Here is an 18,261-nt window from a genome sequence, read left to right as displayed (position 1 = left end):
GGCGCACAAGTTTACAAATCCCGTATGCGGCGGGCAAGGGGCTGCCCGCCAAGTTTTTCTCAGGACAGGCTTTCGCGCATAGCACCGATCACTTCAGCGTAGTCGGGGGCATTGAAGATTGCAGAGCCTGCAACAAAAGTATCCGCGCCGGCTGCGGCAATCTCCGCAATATTGTCACGGTTGACCCCGCCATCAATCTCAAGGCGAATATCGTAACCAGAAGCGTCGATAAGCTGGCGCGCCTCGCGCAGTTTTTCCAGAGTGCCCGGAATAAACTTTTGCCCACCAAAGCCAGGGTTGACTGACATCAACAAAATCATATCCAGCTTGTCCATCACATACTTGGCCGCATCCAGTCCTGTGGCTGGGTTAAAGACCAAACCGGCCTTACAACCAAGACTGCGGATCAACTGTAGGGAGCGGTCCGGGTGACGCGAAGCCTCGGGGTGGAAAGTAATATAACTTGCGCCCGCATCGGCAAACATGCGAATCATATCGTCTACCGGCTCCACCATCAGGTGCACATCAATGGGCGCTTCGACACCATGCTTGCGCAACGCCTGGCACACCATTGGGCCAATGGTTAGATTGGGCACATAGTGGTTGTCCATCACATCGAAGTGCACCCAGTCAGCACCAGCGGCTAACACATTGTCCACCTCTTCACCAAGGCGGGCAAAGTCGGCGGAAAGAATCGAGGGAGCAATCTTGTAATCTGACATCATTATTTCCTTTAGTAACTCAATTTTCCGCGCTCAGGCGGCAATGCAGGTTTTCCAGGCGCTCGGGGGTGCCCACATCACACCAGTCCCCAGGGTATAAGTCCGCCTGTAGTTTGTCCTCATTGAAAGTAAAGACCTCGCCAAGGCCGAAGCATTCACGCACGTTGGGATAGCGGGTTAACACCTCGGAGCGTAGCCAACTAATACCGGCAAAGGTATAGCGGGGCTTAGCAGTCCCAGACAACAGGCCATTATCAATTCCGAAGTCTCCCTCAGGGTTATGTGGAGGATTTGGCACCATAAGAAGTCGGCCAGGGCAGCCCTCAGGCAGGGGACGATTCACCCACTGCGAAAGGTCAAAGTCACACCAGACATCCCCATTAACCACAAAGAATGGGCCCTCTCCCAGCAGCGGCATCGCGTTGAGAATCCCCCCTGCGGTCTCAAGGGGTCGGTCTTCTTGCTCCACAGAATACTGGATATCGAGTCCCCAGCGATCACCACTCCCCAGGTAATCACGAATCATATGGCCCAAATGGCCCAGGTTGATCACTACCCGTTGAACTCCCACAGCCTGTAGTCGCTCAAGCACATGCTCAATGAGCGGCTTGCCCGCCACAGACAACAAAGGCTTGGGGGTTTGGTCAGTAAGGGGGCGCATTCTACGCCCAAAGCCCGCAGCCAAGACCATAGCGGTTGTTGGGGCTATCTCAGTGAGCTGAGTCATTCAATTCATCTATCAGTTTTTATACAGCTTATTAGTGCTATTCACCGGCATAGCGATAATCACTGTACCAAGGCTGCTGCTCTATAAGCGGAAGTAGCTGTTGCTCAAACCACTGCGCAAACGGCTGAAGCTCCTCATAGCGCCCAGCAGTTTCCAGTACATAGCGTATCACCAGCGGCAAATCCCCCAGGTAGTTCTGCTTGCCATCGCGCAATGATAGACGTGGAAAAAGGCCCAGCACTTTAATATGACGCTGGAGCCCCATCCAGTCGAACCAAGTTAAGAACTCTTTAGGCTCGACAGGTTCCAGTACCCCAGCAGCTTCTGCAGTAGCGGCATAGGCTAAAGCCCAGCGCTCGACCCGCTGGCGTGGCCAGCGGATATAGCAGTCTCGCAACAGAGAGACCAAATCGTAGGTAATCGGTCCCCACACGGCATCCTGGAAGTCCACGATTCCAGGGCGCTCACCTCCACGGATCATTAAATTACGGCTATGGTAGTCTCTGTGCACTAGAGCTTGCGGTTGGCCTGCAGCACTCTCCAGCAACCGTTGAAAGGTCTCTTGCAGCAGGCGGTTTTCTACTTCACTCAGAGAGTAGCCGAGTAACTTGCCTACCAGCCACTCGGGCATAATACGCATCTCTGTCAGCAATAGTTCCCGGTTGTAATCTGGAAACAGATCCTCTGTACGGGGTATCTGCTGGAGACTCAGCAGCTCACTCATTACCTCCGCATAGAGCCCCTCAACACTGTCATTACTCAGCACATCGAATAATTGGGTATCACCCAAGTCTTCCAATAGCAGGTACCCATTGGCTGTATCAGCTGCTATTACCATGGGGGTGTGCACACCATTGCGCCGCAGATAATCGGCAACTGCCACAAATTGGGCTGGGTTAGTACACTCAGGTGGAGAATCAACAGCGATTAACCTGGGCTCAGTAGAAGTGCGGAAATAGCGCCGAAAGCCCGCATCCCCAGCAAGGTTGGCCAAGTCTGCTGGAAATTCAATATCCAGAGCCTTACCCACCCAAAGAGCCAAAGCCTCTTGTCGCAGGTCATCACTCACAGTACACCCTTCATTTATTGTTCGGCCCATCAATGATTCTTTCTATCGCGGCAGTTTCCCATTAAGCAGCTCGTATTGAAACCCTGCCCCAGGGAGCTTGAAGCGACTATAACATTCTCGCCTCTTACATCCGTACCATCTGTGCGGCTATTAACCACTTCTACATTCAAGTAGAATCGGGCGATAATTTTTTGCGCGCCCCGGCTGGATAGCTGTCGCACGCATCTGCCGATACAAGAAACACCAAAGAATAGCCGGAACCTATCGATTGATGCTTGAAGTCTCCCGGTGGCGTCGCCTCGCTCTAGCAATAGCTCAGAATCCACGAGCCCACTCTCTAGCCCTCGGTTTGTTGGCCGCGCACCCTATATGGACTCATGCGGACCAAACCGCCGTAGATCCCGAATACAACCCCTACCTGTACTTAGACTGGTTACCACGTTCTGAATTGACCCCTGAGGAAAGCGCCAGAGTACCGGCGATTTGCTCCGGAGCCTTTATCCAACCGCCTAGGGATTACCCCGATGCCAACTTGCCCCCTGAAGACGCGCCACTACGTGCCACAGCCGAGCAGTCTCGCATCCTCGATGACGGATCTGCCGAATTAATTGGCAACGTCCATATCACCCAAGGCTATCGCCAATTATTTGCCGATGAAGTGACCCTCAACCGCCAGACCAACACCGCTTTCCTAAGTGGCGCTATCGAACTGCGCGAACCCAATTTACTCGTTCGAGGGGACTCGGCAGAGGTTCACACCGATACCGAAGCGGCCTCCATTGAGGACGCAACATATGTTGTCCACGACGAATTTATTCATGGTGACGCCGCCCAAGTCGCACGTCAGACCAGTGGTGAATTGACCCTTACCGATGGCACCTATACCCGCTGTGAGCCGGGCCGGGCTTTCTGGCGCTTGAGTGGCGGAGAAATCAATATCGATCAAGTGGAGAGCCAGGGAACCGCAAGGGATGTACGCCTGGAGATACTGGATGTTCCCGTACTCTACTTTCCTTATTTTCGCTTCCCGGTGGGCGATGCGCGCATGTCGGGCTTCCTTTTTCCTTCTCTAAGCAACAGCGATAAGAATGGCTGGGACCTATCTGTTCCGTATTACTGGAACATCGCCCCGGAGATGGATGCGACCATCACTCCACGCTACATCCAGTATCGCGGCACTGGTCTGGAAGTAGAATTCCGCCACCTAAGCCCTGTGTTCAACACCGAAATACGCCTAGCCGACCTCCCCAATGATAAGGGCGGCAATAGTGATCTCGCCCAGGAATTGATTGACCGGGGCTTCCCTGAGGATCTGGTTCTACCTTACAAAGGGGACGATCGCTGGTTAGTGAACCTGGAACAACAGGGTGGTTATAGCGGCAGTATCTGGCGTACCGACATCGACTACACCAAGGTGAGCGATCCCGACTATTTTCGCGATTTAAGTACCGCCAACCTTGATATCAACGCAGAAACTCAGGTTAAACAAAAAGCCCAGGGTAGACTCACTTTTGAAAACTGGGCGGTTAGCCTTCGTGCCCAGGATTACCAAGTACTGCAAAATGATGACTTCGACACTTTCGCCCAGCTGCCTCGGCTAGATGTGGATGGCAATTACCGTTGGGGTGACTGGCAGCTAGCCTTACAAAATGAAGCCACTGTATGGCGGCACCAGGACACTCAGACGATCAGGTTTATTAAAGATATTAATGACCCCGACAGTGTCACTCAACGAACAAGAAATTTTGTCACCGCAGACCGCCTGCGCCTGGACTATGAGCTTTTTTGGGATAAAGAGTGGCTGTGGGGTTACTTTAAGCCAGGGTTGGCAGGCCGCTATCTGGGTTATCAGGTCAGCGACACCTTCTTGCCAGAAGGTGCCAACGACACGCCAAGCGCCTCCGCCGCACAGCTTACCTTGGACACAGGCCTCTACTTCGAACGAGATGGCTTCGCCTTTGATCGCGACTATATCCAGACTCTGGAGCCACGCCTATACGGACTACTCAGTAGTAACGCCAACCAGGAAGGTTTCTTCGATATTACTGGGGATGACATAAACGATATAGGCCCCATTGATCCTCAAAGTAACAATCTACTCTACGATACCTCGCTGTTCACCTTCAGCTACGACCAGCTATTTCGCCACAGCCGTTTTACCGGCAATGATCGTATTGACGATGCTAGTAGGGTTGCTCTGGGGCTAACCACCCGCTTTATTGAGCCCATTAGTGGGCGAGACTTGCTGTCTGCCAGTATCGGCCAAGTCTTCTATTCCAGTGACACCCAGATCGGCCTGGAAGAGCTAATTGAAGAAACCCCGCGCTCTGAGCTTGCCGCCAGACTGGAAAGCCGCCCAATTCAATCCCTACGTATTGGCAGCGAGCTGGTCTACGATGACACAGAGCACAATGTCAACCGCGGCAACTTCAGCTTGCGCTACTTTGATGATGAAGCGCGTATTTTTAACCTCAGTTACTACTATAAGCGTGACAATGTCACATTTATCAATAAGGACGGTGTTGAGCAGGTCGGCCCTACGCGCCAGCTGAACAGCTCCACTGTACTGCCTATCAACACGCACACTTCTATAATGGCTGGCGCAGCTTACGATTTGTCATTGAACCGGGAACTGGAATACCTGGCAGGTATCGAATATGACGACTGCTGCTATCGTGCGCGCCTTTTATGGCGCCGAACCCTGGACAATGACCTAGCCGGTGTTGTTAGAGCTGAAGACCTCCAATACGATGAGGGTATCTACCTCGAAATACAATTGAAGGGCCTAGCTGGATTTGGCGCAACGGTCACTCAAATGCTAAGCCAAGGAATTGCCAATTTTGATCAGAGAGAAAAGCTGAAACCGTGATGAAAATAATGCAGAAATTGATGCCGAAATTAGGCTTGTCATCCGTTCTGGCTGCTTGTGTCCTGATCGCCGGCACGGTCACAGCCCAAGTACAAACCTTGGACCGGGTAGTCGCCGTTGTTGATGAAGATGTGGTTATGGCCAGTGAACTAGCCCAGCGCATGAACACTATTGCCAGCCAGATTCAAGCCCAACAAGTTCAAGCACCGCCTGTAGATGTTTTGCGCCGCCAAGTATTAGAACAACTGATCATCGAGCGATTGCAGCTACAGATGGCCTCTCGGGCGGGCGTTACAATATCCGAGTCCGAACTCGATCAAGCCATTGCTCGCGTTCAACAAAATGCGAGTGTCAGCCCTGAAGAATTTCGTCAGCGCCTGCGTTCCGATGGTATGACCATGAAAAGCTTTCGCCAGCAGATCCGTCAGGAACTGATGATCCGCCGGGTAGAACAAGGCAGCGTCAACCGCCGAATCCAGATCACCGACCAAGACATCGACAATTTCCTTCGCTCTAAAGAGGGCGAGTTCTGGAAGTCCCCTCAGTATGAGCTGGGACATATCTTGATCCCCATCAGCTCCAGTGCTCCAGCCAGCGAAGTTACCCAGGCTCGCGAGAAAGCCGAGGAGCTGGTTCAGCAGGTGCGCGGCGGCACTGACTTTCGTCGCCTGGCGATCGCCAACTCTGCTGGGCAGAATGCCCTCGCCGGTGGCGACCTGGGTTGGCGCAAAACAGTGGAACTCCCCACCCTATTTGCTGATGCGCTAAGCGGCCTCAAGGTAGGTGATATCACCGAACCATTCCGCAGTGATGCCGGCTTCCACCTGCTCAAGATTCATGCACAAAAAGGTGCCAGCGAGCAATTAGTGGAGCAGACTAAAGTTCGCCATATCCTGCTCAAACCCTCAGCCATCCTCACGGATGATGAAGCCTACAACAAGCTGGTAGCCATGCGAGAAGAGGCGATGGCTAGCGATAACTTTACCGAGCTCGCTCGCGAGAATTCCGAAGATATTGGCTCCATGCTGTCCGGCGGTGATCTCGGCTGGTCTATGCCAGGACAATTTGTGCCTGAATTTACCCAGGCCATGAACACCACCGGCATCGGCGAAATCAGCCTGCCATTTCGCAGCCAATTCGGCTGGCATATCCTGATGGTCGAGGGGCGACGCAAACAAGATATGACCGATCAATATATTCGCAACCAGGCTGCCAACCTCTTACGCAACCGCCGCTATGAAGAAGAACTGCAAAATTGGCGCAGGGAAATCCGCGACCAGGCTTATGTAGAAATTAAATTAAAAGATGAAAAGCAAGAAGGCCCTGAACAGGAAGCGCAATAAAAGCGCTTTTTAAGACCTCGAAGACCGGGCCAAAGCGCCCGGTTTTTTATTCGTATAAAGTGTGGCTCCTCTATGATACCCAGAATCGCGCTGACCCCCGGAGAACCCGCCGGTATTGGCCCAGAGATATGTGTAAAATTGTCTCAGCATGGCAGCCCTGCACAACTGATTACCATTGCGGACCCAAGCCTGCTGGAGCGGGCTGCTAAAAAGCTAGGACTCCCCCTTCAGCTTATATCTTTCTCTGAAGATACCCCGCTATCGGAAACAGCACCAGGTAGCCTCTATATTTTAGAAAGTCCTTTAAAGCAGCCATCCCTACCTGGAAAGCTAAACACCGCCAACGCCTTCTATGTATTGAGGACATTGGAGATAGCCGCAGATGGATGTCAAAATGGTCAATTTGATGCGTTAGTGACGGGCCCTGTACATAAGGGGGTAATCAATGAAGCTGGATTTCCCTTCAGTGGCCATACCGAGTTTTTTGCGGAGCGAGCAGGCGTAGCACAAGTAGTCATGATGCTGGCTGCGCAGGAGCTTCGAGTAGCCCTTGTCACTACACATCTTCCACTTAAAGATGTGAGCACAGCAATAACTGGCAAACGTCTGGAGCTCATCACCGAGATTCTACACGGCGGTCTGCGCGATCAGTTCCGTATCCATTCACCTCACATTGGGGTTTGTGGATTGAACCCTCATGCTGGAGAGGGGGGCCACTTGGGCCGGGAAGAAATCGAAGTGATTCAGCCAGCACTGGAAAGGCTGCGTCAACGTGGCCTTCATCTGACCGGGCCACTACCGGCAGACACACTGTTTACCCCACCCCAGTTAGAGCATTTCGATGCAGTACTTGCCATGTATCACGATCAGGGCCTGCCAGTGTTAAAATTTCATGGCTTCGGCAAGGCGGTTAATATCACCCTGGGTTTACCTTATATTCGCACCTCGGTCGATCATGGCACCGCCCTGGACTTAGCGGGCACTGGCAAAGCCAGTTGTGGCAGTCTCGAAGCTGCCCTCACTCAGGCAATAGAACTGGCACAACTACGGAAACAGCAGGTGATATAACATCCTGTTTGCCTAATACCACTATTTGAATTGCAGATTAATTAATGGACAATTTTTTCCAACATAAGGCACGCAAGCGTTTTGGCCAGAACTTTTTGGTCGATGGGAATATCATCGAGCGTATAGTTCGTTCAATAGCCCCTAAAGAAACCGATAAATTGGTCGAAATAGGCCCTGGACAAGGGGCTATTACCGAATTGCTAATACAACGTTGTCCCTCACTCACAGCCGTGGAACTGGACCGGGACCTGATTCCTCTGTTGGAATTTAAATTCAGGGACTACCCTGATTTCAAGATTATTGAGCGAGACGCATTGAAATTCGATTTTGGAGAATTTGCCGGTGAGAGCCCTCTGCGTATTGTTGGCAATCTCCCCTACAATATTTCCACGCCTCTTTTATTTCATTTGCTCAGTTTCAAAAGCAAAGTGCAGGACATGCACTTTATGCTGCAAAAGGAGGTAGTCGATCGCCTCGGAGCCAGCCCTGGTACCAAGTCCTATGGCCGTCTCACAGTAATGGTACAGTATTACTGCCGTGTTCAAGGGCTATTTCCAGTACCACCTCAGTCCTTCAGGCCAGCCCCTAAAGTGGAGTCTGCTATTGTCCGTCTAATACCCCATAGTAAGATCCCCTATATTGCTGAAGATGAAAAACTATTGGAAAGAATCGTCAATGTCGCTTTTCAGCAACGCCGTAAAACACTGCGCAATGCACTAAAGCCCCTGTTCCCAGACCTCGATCCAGATCAACTGCCAGTGGATGCCAGCCGTCGCCCAGAAACTCTGAGTGTGCAAGAGTTTGTACAGCTATCAAATTACTGCACAAAACTTGGACAACACTGAGCAAGCTAAGCTTCGGGAGATAAGAGTTTGGCTACCTATGCTATTGGCGACATTCAGGGTTGTTTCGAATCTTTAAAGCGCCTATTAAAGAAAATCCATTTTAGTTTTGACAGTGACAAACTATGGATCGCCGGAGATTTAGTGCACCGTGGCGAAGACAGTCTGGGGGCTTTACGCTTTCTCTATGAACACCGTTATCAAGTTACCGCTGTTCTCGGCAATCACGATCTGCATCTCTTGGCCTTGGCACATGGGGCCAAGCATCTTACAGAGAAAGAGCAAGATCTCGCAAAGATTCTAAGGGCAAAAGATTCAGATCGTCTGTTAAGCTGGCTACAGACCCTTCCCTTAATGGTACATAAAAAGGGATACACTATGGTCCACGCCGGTATCCCCCCTATCTGGAGTATTACCAAAGCCCAAAAGCTATCTCGTGAGGTAGAGCATGCTCTCTCGAATGAAGCCATGGCAAAGGCCTTTTTTTACGGCATGTATGGTAATGAACCCCACTGCTGGGATGATCACCTAATCGGAATTGAGCGGCTTCGTTCAATTACCAATTATTTCACGCGTATGCGCCTCTGCAAGGAGGATGGCACCCTCGACCTTGTTACCAAACGTGGGCCTCAGGCATCCCATGGTGATTACAAGCCCTGGTTTAGTTTTTCTAATAGAAAGACTAAAAATGACAAAATAATTTTTGGCCACTGGGCCGCCCTTGAAGGAAGAGCCGATACCGAAAATATCTATGCTTTGGATACCGGCTGTGTATGGGGGGGATATCTAACAGCTATGCGCCTGGGAGACGAAGAGTTTTTTTGTACAGACTGCAGCCTCTGAGCCTCCACAAAACTATAAAAAATCTCAGGGGTCAATGGAGGCTACTAGAAATTTAGTTTTGTCCTTAGAGCTGTATACCTGACTTGAGGGTTTATACGCTCAACAATATCACCCCGGAGACAGCTAATAAAGGAGCTGAAATAACTCGCCCCCACTTATAAAGTGAAAGTAAAGAGAACCCCGTTATAGCAAGCATGTAAATCAAAAAATGGGCCGCTGACTCCAGCCCATTTATAAAGAGAACTACCATAATCCCAGGCATGGATATTAGGATACCTTTGAAGTACTCCTGAATAACAATTTCACCCTTTCCACAAGATTTCATCATCATCCAAAAATTGACTTCAGCCTCATCCTCCAAAATGGAATTTATTGCGTAGGTAAAAATTATTGAAGAGCCAACTACCAATAAAATACGCAAGGCAATCAAAACCTCATTAGCCGCAAACACATAACAACAAATAGTAATTGCAAACGCGATTAGCAATCTGATGACTATACGCGATTTTTTTAATAAAACTGTCCTTGATTGTGAAAACAGAATTTGTCTATATTTGAGCCTCATTAAAGACAAAAAAGAAAGCAATTGGATGGTACAGAATAAGAAAAACCAAGTCAGGTACCCTAAGATACTAAACGGCTCTCCCAAGTACACCAACACTAAGAGCGGAAGCAACCATAACGCCCAAAAAAGTGGATTGTATTTAAGCTGAACTATACATAGAGATTTAATCAAGTCTAGAGGGTGGAAGCAGCTCAGATACCACTTTAACTCCGCAGGTTCAGGAGACAACAGAATTCCACAAACCGCAAAAGCAATATGCGCCACTAGAAGAATAGAGAGAGAAGTCATTATATCTCCACCCTCTCCTGTCAAGAGCAAGCTTACAGGAAGATGAATCATCATCAATACAGGGGTTATTATTGAGGCCAGCCCAATTAAAATCCATTGATTTGCCTCAACCCAAATTCTCAGCCTAAAGGCAACCTCCTGCAAACAACAAGTTATTCAAAGACAGGCTCACAACATTACCTCCGTTTCTTTTTCTGAAAAAGAAACGGAATTATGACTCGCGTAAATAAGCATTCCAGAATAATCTGATAAATGCTCGACCAAAGCTCTGCTAGAGTTATCATCCAAAGCATTGAAGGGCTCATCCAATAAAAGAACTCCATTTTCTTTAAATAAGGCACAAACTATAGCTACTTTTCTTCGCTGCCCTTCCGATAAGTCGGAAACTTTTGCACAAGAATGAATATCGCACAAAAACTCTTCTTTAAATTCATTTAAACGGTCAGATTTTTGTATATGGCAAACAGATAGGACTTCCTCAACAGATAAATAACTTGGAAGGGTGACCGCATCAGAAAACACTCCACACCATTCTCTTCGGCTTGACCTTTTTATTTCCCCAAGTAAATTAATAGTACCTGAGGAGATAGAAATTAGACCTGATATCCCGAGCAAAAGACTTGTCTTCCCCGAGCCATTCTTTCCCAATATTTTTATTATTCTGGCAGAGGCAGAGAAGGACAGATTTTCAATAACACTGTTTATTCCTCTATGAACATATAGAGCATCAACAACCAATTGATTCAAAACTTCTTCACTCCATAAAGAATAAGCTATCCTAAATAACAAAGAGTAGTGACTCCTTGTGGAGTTAATAGTTCCAGAGTTCTTAGAGAATTGGCAGTAAGTAGTGGAATCCCTCCCACTACACAACATTACAATCAGAGAAGATAGTTACTTAAGCTTCGTAACCATTTGGGTTTTGAGACTGCCAACGCCAAGTATCCTCTACCATCCGTTCCAGGCTATGCTCAGCCTTCCAGCCAAGCTCACTCTCCGCCAGAGTTGGATCTGCATAACATTCAGCAATATCTCCCACTCGACGGGGTACTATTTTATAGGGTATAGACTTCCCGCTAGCCGCCTCAAAAGCCCTTACTACCTCTAATACTGAATTTCCCTTGCCTGTACCAAGATTATGGGTATAGCAACCTACGGGGGTTGAGGATTTACACAACATATTTAAAGCTGCAAGATGACCTCGAGCCAAGTCCACCACGTGGATATAATCTCTGACACCAGTACCATCTACCGTAGCGTAGTCATCCCCAAAAACCTGTAGGAATGGCCGCCGACCAACAGCAACCTGGGCAACATAAGGCAGTAAATTATTAGGTATACCGCGAGGATCTTCACCAATTAAACCACTCTTATGTGCACCAATTGGATTAAAGTACCTCAAAAGACTTACCTTCCAACCGTTACCTGGCGCTGAGCAAATATCCCTCATTATATTCTCTACCATCAGCTTACTAGCACCATATGGGTTTGTAGCACCAGTGGGAAAGCTTTCATGTATAGGTACCGTTTCTGGATCTCCATAGACCGTGGCTGAGGAACTGAAAATAATTTGTTTAGTGTCAAACTCCTCCATCACCTCCATAAGTGCCAAGGTACCAGCCACATTATTTTGGTAATAGCGCAAAGGTTGAGCTACAGATTCACCCACTGCTTTAAGGCCTGCAAAATGAATTACTGCCTTTATCTTGTGATCAGTAAATACTTGGCGAAGCCTAGGCTTATCAGCAATATCCAGATCAAAAAAAGGTATATCCTCACCTGTGATCAGATTTACCCTGTTTAAGGCCTCACGACTGCTATTGGAGAGGTTATCCACCACTACTGGCTGTAATCCAGCCAAAAGCATCTCAACACAGGTGTGACTACCAATATAACCAGCGCCGCCAGTCACTAAAATCGCCATTTCAGTTCCTTATTAACCCACTTACTTCTTCTGAGTCGTAAGTAAAGACCAAAACTGCCATTAAATTCAACCTCTCTGAATGACAATCCAGTGCCGTAGTGAACCAAAAAGCTATGCTGGAAAAGCCGGAACCGTTTCATCGAATCCGGGGAAGGACAAGGTTAGCAACGGCGATAATGAATAGCGCTTTATGCCGGGCAACACTCAAACAAGGTAATGACTGGATAACCGCCAATCAAACACTTTGCGGGAGCCACAGTAAATACAGTCTTCGAAACAACTAGTCAGTGCTCTGATTCAAAATGATAAGCAGGACGCTGGACTCTGCCCACCAGGCTACAGGGAGGTAAATTCCATGACAATTTTTAATCACTACCTGGAACGATACGAGTCAATCCAGGATGAAGAGCTCAGTATTCAAGAATACCTGGAACTCTGTAAGACAGACCGCAGTGCCTATGCGTCACCCGCTGAGAGAATGCTGATGGCCATTGGAGAGGCAGAGCTGATAGATACCTCTCGAGATCCTCGCTTGTCACGTATTTTCTGTAATAAAGTCATCAAACGCTATAAGGCTTTCGGCGAGTTCTATGGTATGGAAGAGGCAATTGAGCAAATCGTCTCCTTCTTCCGACATGCCGCTCAAGGGCTGGAAGAGAAAAAACAAATACTCTATTTATTAGGGCCTGTTGGGGGCGGTAAATCCTCACTGGCAGAACGTCTTAAAGCACTTATGGAGCAGGTGCCGATCTACGCAATCAAAGGGTCTCCGGTTTTTGAATCTCCTTTGAGTTTGTTCTCCCCCAATGAGGATGGGCGTATCCTTGAAGAAGACTACGGTATTGCTAGACGCTATGTAAATACTATCATGTCCCCTTGGGCTGTTAAGCGCCTTCATGAATTCAAAGGTGATATCAGTAAGTTTCGGGTAGTTAAGATCCGCCCATCGATTCTTGATCAAGTTGCCATCTCCAAAACTGAACCTGGCGACGAAAACAATCAGGACATCTCCTCCCTGGTTGGCAAAATTGATATCAGAAAACTAGAGGATTTTCCTCAGAATGATCCAGATGCCTACAGCTTTTCAGGCAGTCTCTGTCGTGCCAACCAAGGGCTGATGGAATTTGTTGAGATGTTTAAGGCCCCGATCAAGGTGCTTCACCCCCTACTTACCGCAACCCAAGAGGGCAACTACAATAGCACCGAAGGACTCGGGTCTATACCATTTAATGGGACCATTCTGGCACATTCTAATGAGTCTGAATGGCAGTCTTTCCGAAATAATCGCAACAACGAGGCCTTCCTTGACAGAATTTATATTGTCAAAGTCCCCTACTGTGTTCGAGTTCAGGAAGAAATCAGAATCTATCAGAAGTTACTGGAAAATAGCTCCCTTTCAAAAGCTCCATGTGCGCCTGACACCTTACGTATGTTGGCTCAATTTTCGGTGCTCTCACGGATTAAAAACCCGGAAAATTCAAGCCTCTACTCGAAAATGCGCATTTATGATGGAGAAAATCTGAAAGATACAGACCCCAAAGCCAAAACTATACAAGAGTATCGAGATAATGCCGGCGTCGATGAAGGAATGAATGGGCTGTCCACTCGTTTTGCCTTCAAAATACTCTCCAAAGTTTTTAATTTTGATGCTACAGAAGTAGCAGCCAATCCTGTGCATTTACTCTATGTCCTGGAACAACAAATAGAACAAGAACAATTCCCTCCAGAAATACAAGAGAACTATCTTGGATTCATCAAGGAATATCTCGCTCCAAGATATGTAGAATTTATTGGCAAGGAAATCCAAACCGCATATCTCGAGTCGTATGCCGAGTATGGACAAAATTTATTTGATAGATACGTCACTTATGCGGACTTCTGGATTCAGGATCAGGAATATCGAGATCCAGAGACTGGGGAAATCCTAGACCGTGGCGCACTAAATGAAGAATTAGAGAAAACAGAAAAACCTGCAGGTATCTCTAATCCAAAAGACTTCCGCAATGAAATTGTCAACTTTGTTTTACGTGCTCGCGCCAACAATCAGGGGAAAAATCCAGATTGGCGATCCTATGAGAAATTGCGCGCTGTTATTGAGAAAAAGATGTTCTCAAACACCGAGGATCTCCTGCCAGTTATTTCCTTTAATACCAAAGCTTCTGCGGATGACAAGCGCAAGCATGCAGACTTTGTTGCCCGCATGGTAGAACGCGGCTATACAGAAAAACAGGTTCGCCTATTATCAGAATGGTATCTCCGAGTACGTAAATCTCAGTAGCTGGATTAATTGCAATGACGGATAGAAACTTTCAAGTATCTATTCCTATTTTCCTAGAGCTGAAAAATTTCGTCTATTAGGCCCCCTATAGGGGGCCTAATAGACGACAAAAGCATTTCTGAATAGATTATATGGTGGCCTTGCCAGATGGTTTTATTCAGACTAAAGGCAGAACTATGAGCTATATCATCGACCGCCGCCTAAATGGAAAAAAGAAAAGTACTGTAAATCGCCAACGCTTTTTAAGGCGCTATAAAGCCCATATCAAGAAGGCCGTAGGTGACGCTATGAATAGCCGGTCCATAATGGATATGGACAAGGGTGAACGTATCAGCATTCCTACCCGAGATATCAGTGAACCCCTTTTTTCACATGGCTCAGGAGGTCATGTCGAGCGTGTTTTACCCGGCAACAAAGAATTTACCACAGGGGATCGTATTCCACGCCAGCAACCTAAAGGTGGTGATGGCAATGGCGGAGGAGCCAGTGATAGTGGCGAGGGAGTGGATGACTTTGTCTTTCAAATTTCACAGGAAGAATTTCTCGACTTTATGTTTGAGGGGCTACAACTGCCCAACATGGTTAAACAAAGGCTCGCCGGTAATGAGTCCTTTCAAGTTGTCCGCGCTGGAATCAGTAACGAAGGCACCCCTGGTCGGTTAAATGTCATTCGCTCCTTAAGAGCAGCTCATGCTCGTCGTATCGCACTCACTAGTAGTAAAAGACGAAATATCCGTGAACTAGAGACATCCCTAGAGTTAGAGGAACAAAAAGATACTGCTTTGCGCGATCAGCGCAAGATAGAGGCTCTGAAAGGCGAAATCGCTGAGTTGCGCCGCCGTGTTGGGCGGGTGCCATTTTTGGATGATTTTGATCTGAAATACAATCTATTAATCAAACAACCAAAACCTCGTTCGCGTGCGGTTATGTTCTGCCTTATGGACGTATCCGGCTCTATGAATCAAGCCACTAAAGACATGGCTAAGCGCTTTTTCCTCCTGCTTTATCTATTCCTGCAACGCAGTTATGAATACACAGAAGTCGTTTTTATCCGCCACCACACTAGCGCCAAGGAAGTGGATGAAGAGGAATTTTTCTACTCTCGTGAGACAGGGGGAACCATCGTATCCAGCGCTCTGAAGTTAATGAGACGGATTATGCACGATCGATACCCGGAGAGTGAATGGAATATTTACGGCGCCCAAGCTTCAGATGGCGACAACTGGAATGATGACTCCAGCACCTGCCATCGTATCCTAATTGACGACATCATGCCCCATGTACAGTACTACTCCTACGTGGAAATAACTCCCAGAGACCACCAAGCCTTGTGGGAAGAATACGAAAGTGTACGTACCCTATTCCCAAATCACTTCGCCATGGAGCAAATTGTGGATGTGCAGGATATTTACCCTGTATTCCGTCAACTGTTCAGCCAGAAGGTGACCGCTCGATGCTAGATACATTTGCCAGCGGCAGCGATTCGCAAAAACCAGAATCAGCAAACCCTATTTCTACCACCTCAGAGTGGACATTTGAGCTGATCCAGGAATATGACCTCGCCATTGGCGCGTTGGCGGACGAATTTGGCCTGGATACCTACCCCAATCAAATTGAGGTTATCAGTTCAGAACAAATGATGGATGCCTACTCTTCGGTGGGTATGCCAGTGGGCTACAACCATTGGTCGTTTGGCAAGCAATTTATAAGTGTTGAGAATAATTATCAGCGCGGTTTAATGGGGCTCGCCTACGAAATTGTTATCAACTCCAACCCCTGCATCGCTTACCTCATGGAGGAAAACACCATGACAATGCAGGCCTTGGTGATCGCTCATGCATCCTATGGACACAATTCTTTTTTCAAGGGCAATTACCTTTTCCGCTCCTGGACGGATGCCAGTAGTATTATCGACTACCTAATCTTTGCCAAAAATTATATTTCCCGCTGTGAAGAACGCCACGGGCTTGATGAAGTCGAGGCCATTCTCGACTCCTGCCATGCCTTAATGAACTACGGCGTGGATCGCTATAAACGCCCTTACCCCATCTCAGCTATTGAAGAAGAGCGCCAACAACAGGAGCGTGAAGAATATCGGCAACGTCAACTCAACGATCTATGGCGAACAATCCCAAAACTTGGAGAAGGCACCGAGGAAACCAATGAGAAACGTTTTCCGGAGGAACCTCAGGAGAACCTCCTTTACTTTATCGAAAAAAATGCCCCCTTACTTGAAGGTTGGCAAAGAGAATTAGTACGTATCGTGCGCAAGCTCGCACAGTATTTTTATCCACAGCGCCAAACTCAAGTCATGAACGAGGGGTGGGCCACTTTTTGGCACTACACACTGCTAACAGAACTCTACCGGCGAGGACGAGTGACTGAAGGCTTTATGATGGAGTTCTTACAAAGTCATACGAACGTGATCTATCAGCCCAGTTTTGACAGTCCTTATTACAATGGCATCAATCCATACACCTTGGGCTTCAGTATATTCAGTGATCTCAGGCGTATCTGTGAAGAACCGACTGATGAAGATCGCCGCTGGTTCCCAGATATCGCTGGGAGCAATTGGCGAGAAACACTCCAATTTGCCATGCGTGACTTCAAGGATGAGAGTTTTATCCTACAGTTTCTCTCACCAAAAGTGATGCGCGATATGAAACTCTTTTGTGTCAGCGACAACGATCAGGAAAATGAAATTGTTGTCAGTGCAATCCATGACGAAAGTGGTTATCGACAACTTCGGGAGAATCTCGCCGGCCAGTACAACTTGGGTAATCGAGAACCCAACATACAGGTTTACTCTGTAGATACACGGGGAGATCGTTCACTCACCTTAAATCACACCCAGCATCGCCGCCGGCCACTTGGCAAAGATACTCCGGAAGTTTTAAGGCATCTACACAGACTCTGGGGTTTTGATATACATCTAAACAGCCTCAACGGCGATGAAATTACGGCTAGCTTCCACTGCCCTGAACAGGGCCGTGATCGGCAGGAAGGAGAAGAGGAGTCAATGCTGATTCCGAAACCTATCTGAATCTTTGCACGGGAGCTTTTTATTAAAACTCCCGTGCAAACGGGGCGAATGGCCAGGAATAAATCCAGGCAGAAAACTTGGCTTAGTGATCAGCCTCTAGCAGCAACCTGGCTTTAGCAGCCAGTTCACCGCGTTCTTCACGATGTGCCAGAAGGGCATCGGCCCCCGCATCCAGCCAGCGGGCTTTATCCAGATCTTCCTCAGCAGCCACAACCAGGATACGTAGGCTGCTATACTCGCTGCGCGACCTCAAGTAATCCAGTACCTGAAAGCCCCCGTCACCAACCAATGCGGCATCGACAACCAACAGCGCCGGCTTAGCATTAGCTAATAAAACACCAGCAGAGAAACTGTCACCAGCCACTTCAATTTCACAGCCGATATTTTTCAAGGCCTGGAGGCCTGAAGAAGTCAGTTCCGGATCTGTTGTCAGCAACAGAACTTTGCGACTGGGTATCGCCAGGTCATTCGGCACTGGCATAGAGTTATCCCGCAGGAAACCCACGAAGTCCTCTACACAAATCCGATGGTCGCCACGCCCAGGAAGCTTGTAAGCCTTGAGCTGCCCCCGCTCAATCCAGCGAATCACCGTTCGGAAGTTGACCCCACAATACCGAGCCGCTTCCCCGGTGGTTAGCACATGTAGTTCGCTCATATTTATTCTCCCCAACAACTGCAAT

Annotated in this window: 15 protein-coding genes; 8 read left to right on the top strand and 7 right to left on the bottom strand. The window is 48.2% G+C overall.

All coding sequences use genetic code 11. The annotated features are described in order from the left end of the window. Positions 1 to 59: 59 nt before the first annotated feature. The 3 genes from rpe to ACJJIJ_RS20305 are packed head-to-tail and all read right to left on the bottom strand — an operon-like array spanning position 60 to position 2,518. Positions 60 to 722, bottom strand: coding sequence for a ribulose-phosphate 3-epimerase (gene rpe, locus ACJJIJ_RS20315; RefSeq protein ID WP_252084363.1), 663 nt, complete (start codon positions 720 to 722; stop codon positions 60 to 62). A 19-nt stretch (positions 723 to 741) separates the two neighbouring features. Beyond that, a complete protein-coding gene (locus ACJJIJ_RS20310; protein WP_252084362.1) occupies positions 742 to 1,449 on the bottom strand; it encodes a nucleotidyltransferase family protein in 708 nt (235 codons plus the stop codon). A 37-nt stretch (positions 1,450 to 1,486) separates the two neighbouring features. Beyond that, positions 1,487 to 2,518 carry an aminoglycoside phosphotransferase family protein gene (locus ACJJIJ_RS20305; RefSeq protein ID WP_444891444.1) on the bottom strand — a complete coding sequence of 344 codons (1,032 nt, stop codon included), beginning with the start codon at positions 2,516 to 2,518 and terminating at the stop codon, positions 1,487 to 1,489. A gap of 271 nt (positions 2,519 to 2,789) precedes the next feature. On the opposite strand from ACJJIJ_RS20305, the gene ACJJIJ_RS20300 reads away from it, so the two are divergent. The 5 genes from ACJJIJ_RS20300 to ACJJIJ_RS20280 all read left to right on the top strand — a co-directional run bounded on the left by ACJJIJ_RS20300 (position 2,790) and on the right by ACJJIJ_RS20280 (position 9,483). Further along, complete coding sequence (locus ACJJIJ_RS20300) at positions 2,790 to 5,387, top strand: LPS-assembly protein LptD (RefSeq protein WP_444938282.1); 2,598 nt, start codon at positions 2,790 to 2,792, stop codon at positions 5,385 to 5,387. Between the two features lie 20 nt (positions 5,388 to 5,407). Then, entirely contained in the window at positions 5,408 to 6,730 is a 1,323-nt protein-coding gene (locus ACJJIJ_RS20295; protein ID WP_252084359.1) for a peptidylprolyl isomerase, read from the top strand. A 72-nt stretch (positions 6,731 to 6,802) separates the two neighbouring features. Next, positions 6,803 to 7,798 (top strand): 4-hydroxythreonine-4-phosphate dehydrogenase PdxA, encoded by a 996-nt coding sequence (pdxA, locus tag ACJJIJ_RS20290; protein ID WP_252084358.1) that lies wholly within the window; start codon positions 6,803 to 6,805, stop codon positions 7,796 to 7,798. A gap of 44 nt (positions 7,799 to 7,842) precedes the next feature. Beyond that, positions 7,843 to 8,643 (top strand): 16S rRNA (adenine(1518)-N(6)/adenine(1519)-N(6))-dimethyltransferase RsmA, encoded by an 801-nt coding sequence (gene rsmA, locus ACJJIJ_RS20285; RefSeq protein WP_252084357.1) that lies wholly within the window; start codon positions 7,843 to 7,845, stop codon positions 8,641 to 8,643. A gap of 27 nt (positions 8,644 to 8,670) precedes the next feature. Continuing rightward, positions 8,671 to 9,483, top strand: a complete 813-nt coding sequence (locus ACJJIJ_RS20280; RefSeq protein WP_444938281.1) for a symmetrical bis(5'-nucleosyl)-tetraphosphatase — start codon at positions 8,671 to 8,673, stop codon at positions 9,481 to 9,483. A gap of 91 nt (positions 9,484 to 9,574) precedes the next feature. On the opposite strand, the gene ACJJIJ_RS20275 is transcribed toward ACJJIJ_RS20280, so the two are convergent. From ACJJIJ_RS20275 to galE, 3 genes are all read right to left on the bottom strand, one after another. After that, positions 9,575 to 10,480: a hypothetical protein gene (locus tag ACJJIJ_RS20275; protein ID WP_444938280.1), complete on the bottom strand. Its 906-nt coding sequence runs from the start codon at positions 10,478 to 10,480 to the stop codon at positions 9,575 to 9,577. A 24-nt stretch (positions 10,481 to 10,504) separates the two neighbouring features. Beyond that, positions 10,505 to 11,125: an ABC transporter ATP-binding protein gene (locus tag ACJJIJ_RS20270; protein ID WP_444938279.1), complete on the bottom strand. Its 621-nt coding sequence runs from the start codon at positions 11,123 to 11,125 to the stop codon at positions 10,505 to 10,507. A gap of 109 nt (positions 11,126 to 11,234) precedes the next feature. Beyond that, on the bottom strand, positions 11,235 to 12,260 hold the full coding sequence (gene galE / locus ACJJIJ_RS20265) for a UDP-glucose 4-epimerase GalE (protein WP_252084353.1): 1,026 nt from the start codon (positions 12,258 to 12,260) through the stop codon (positions 11,235 to 11,237). A gap of 355 nt (positions 12,261 to 12,615) precedes the next feature. Between galE and ACJJIJ_RS20260 the strand changes: the two genes are divergently transcribed. The 3 genes from ACJJIJ_RS20260 (at position 12,616) to ACJJIJ_RS20250 (ending at position 17,581) form a co-directional block, all read left to right on the top strand. Next, positions 12,616 to 14,538, top strand: a complete 1,923-nt coding sequence (locus ACJJIJ_RS20260; protein ID WP_252084352.1) for a PrkA family serine protein kinase — start codon at positions 12,616 to 12,618, stop codon at positions 14,536 to 14,538. 176 nt (positions 14,539 to 14,714) lie between these two features. Then, positions 14,715 to 15,998, top strand: a complete 1,284-nt coding sequence (locus tag ACJJIJ_RS20255) for a YeaH/YhbH family protein (protein WP_252084351.1) — start codon at positions 14,715 to 14,717, stop codon at positions 15,996 to 15,998. Continuing rightward, positions 15,992 to 17,581: a SpoVR family protein gene (locus ACJJIJ_RS20250; protein ID WP_252084350.1), complete on the top strand. Its 1,590-nt coding sequence runs from the start codon at positions 15,992 to 15,994 to the stop codon at positions 17,579 to 17,581. The genes ACJJIJ_RS20255 and ACJJIJ_RS20250 overlap by 7 nt, the downstream gene beginning before the upstream one ends. Before the next feature lie 82 nt (positions 17,582 to 17,663). Here ACJJIJ_RS20250 and ACJJIJ_RS20245 read toward each other — a convergent pair whose 3' ends face one another. Then, entirely contained in the window at positions 17,664 to 18,236 is a 573-nt protein-coding gene (locus ACJJIJ_RS20245; RefSeq protein ID WP_252084349.1) for a helix-turn-helix domain-containing protein, read from the bottom strand. Between the last annotated feature and the right edge of the window lie 25 nt (positions 18,237 to 18,261).

The organism is Microbulbifer mixtoriginis (SeqCode), assembly GCF_052467945.1.
Note: the sequence above shows the minus strand (reverse complement) of the source record. Positions and strands in the feature narration are given on the sequence as shown.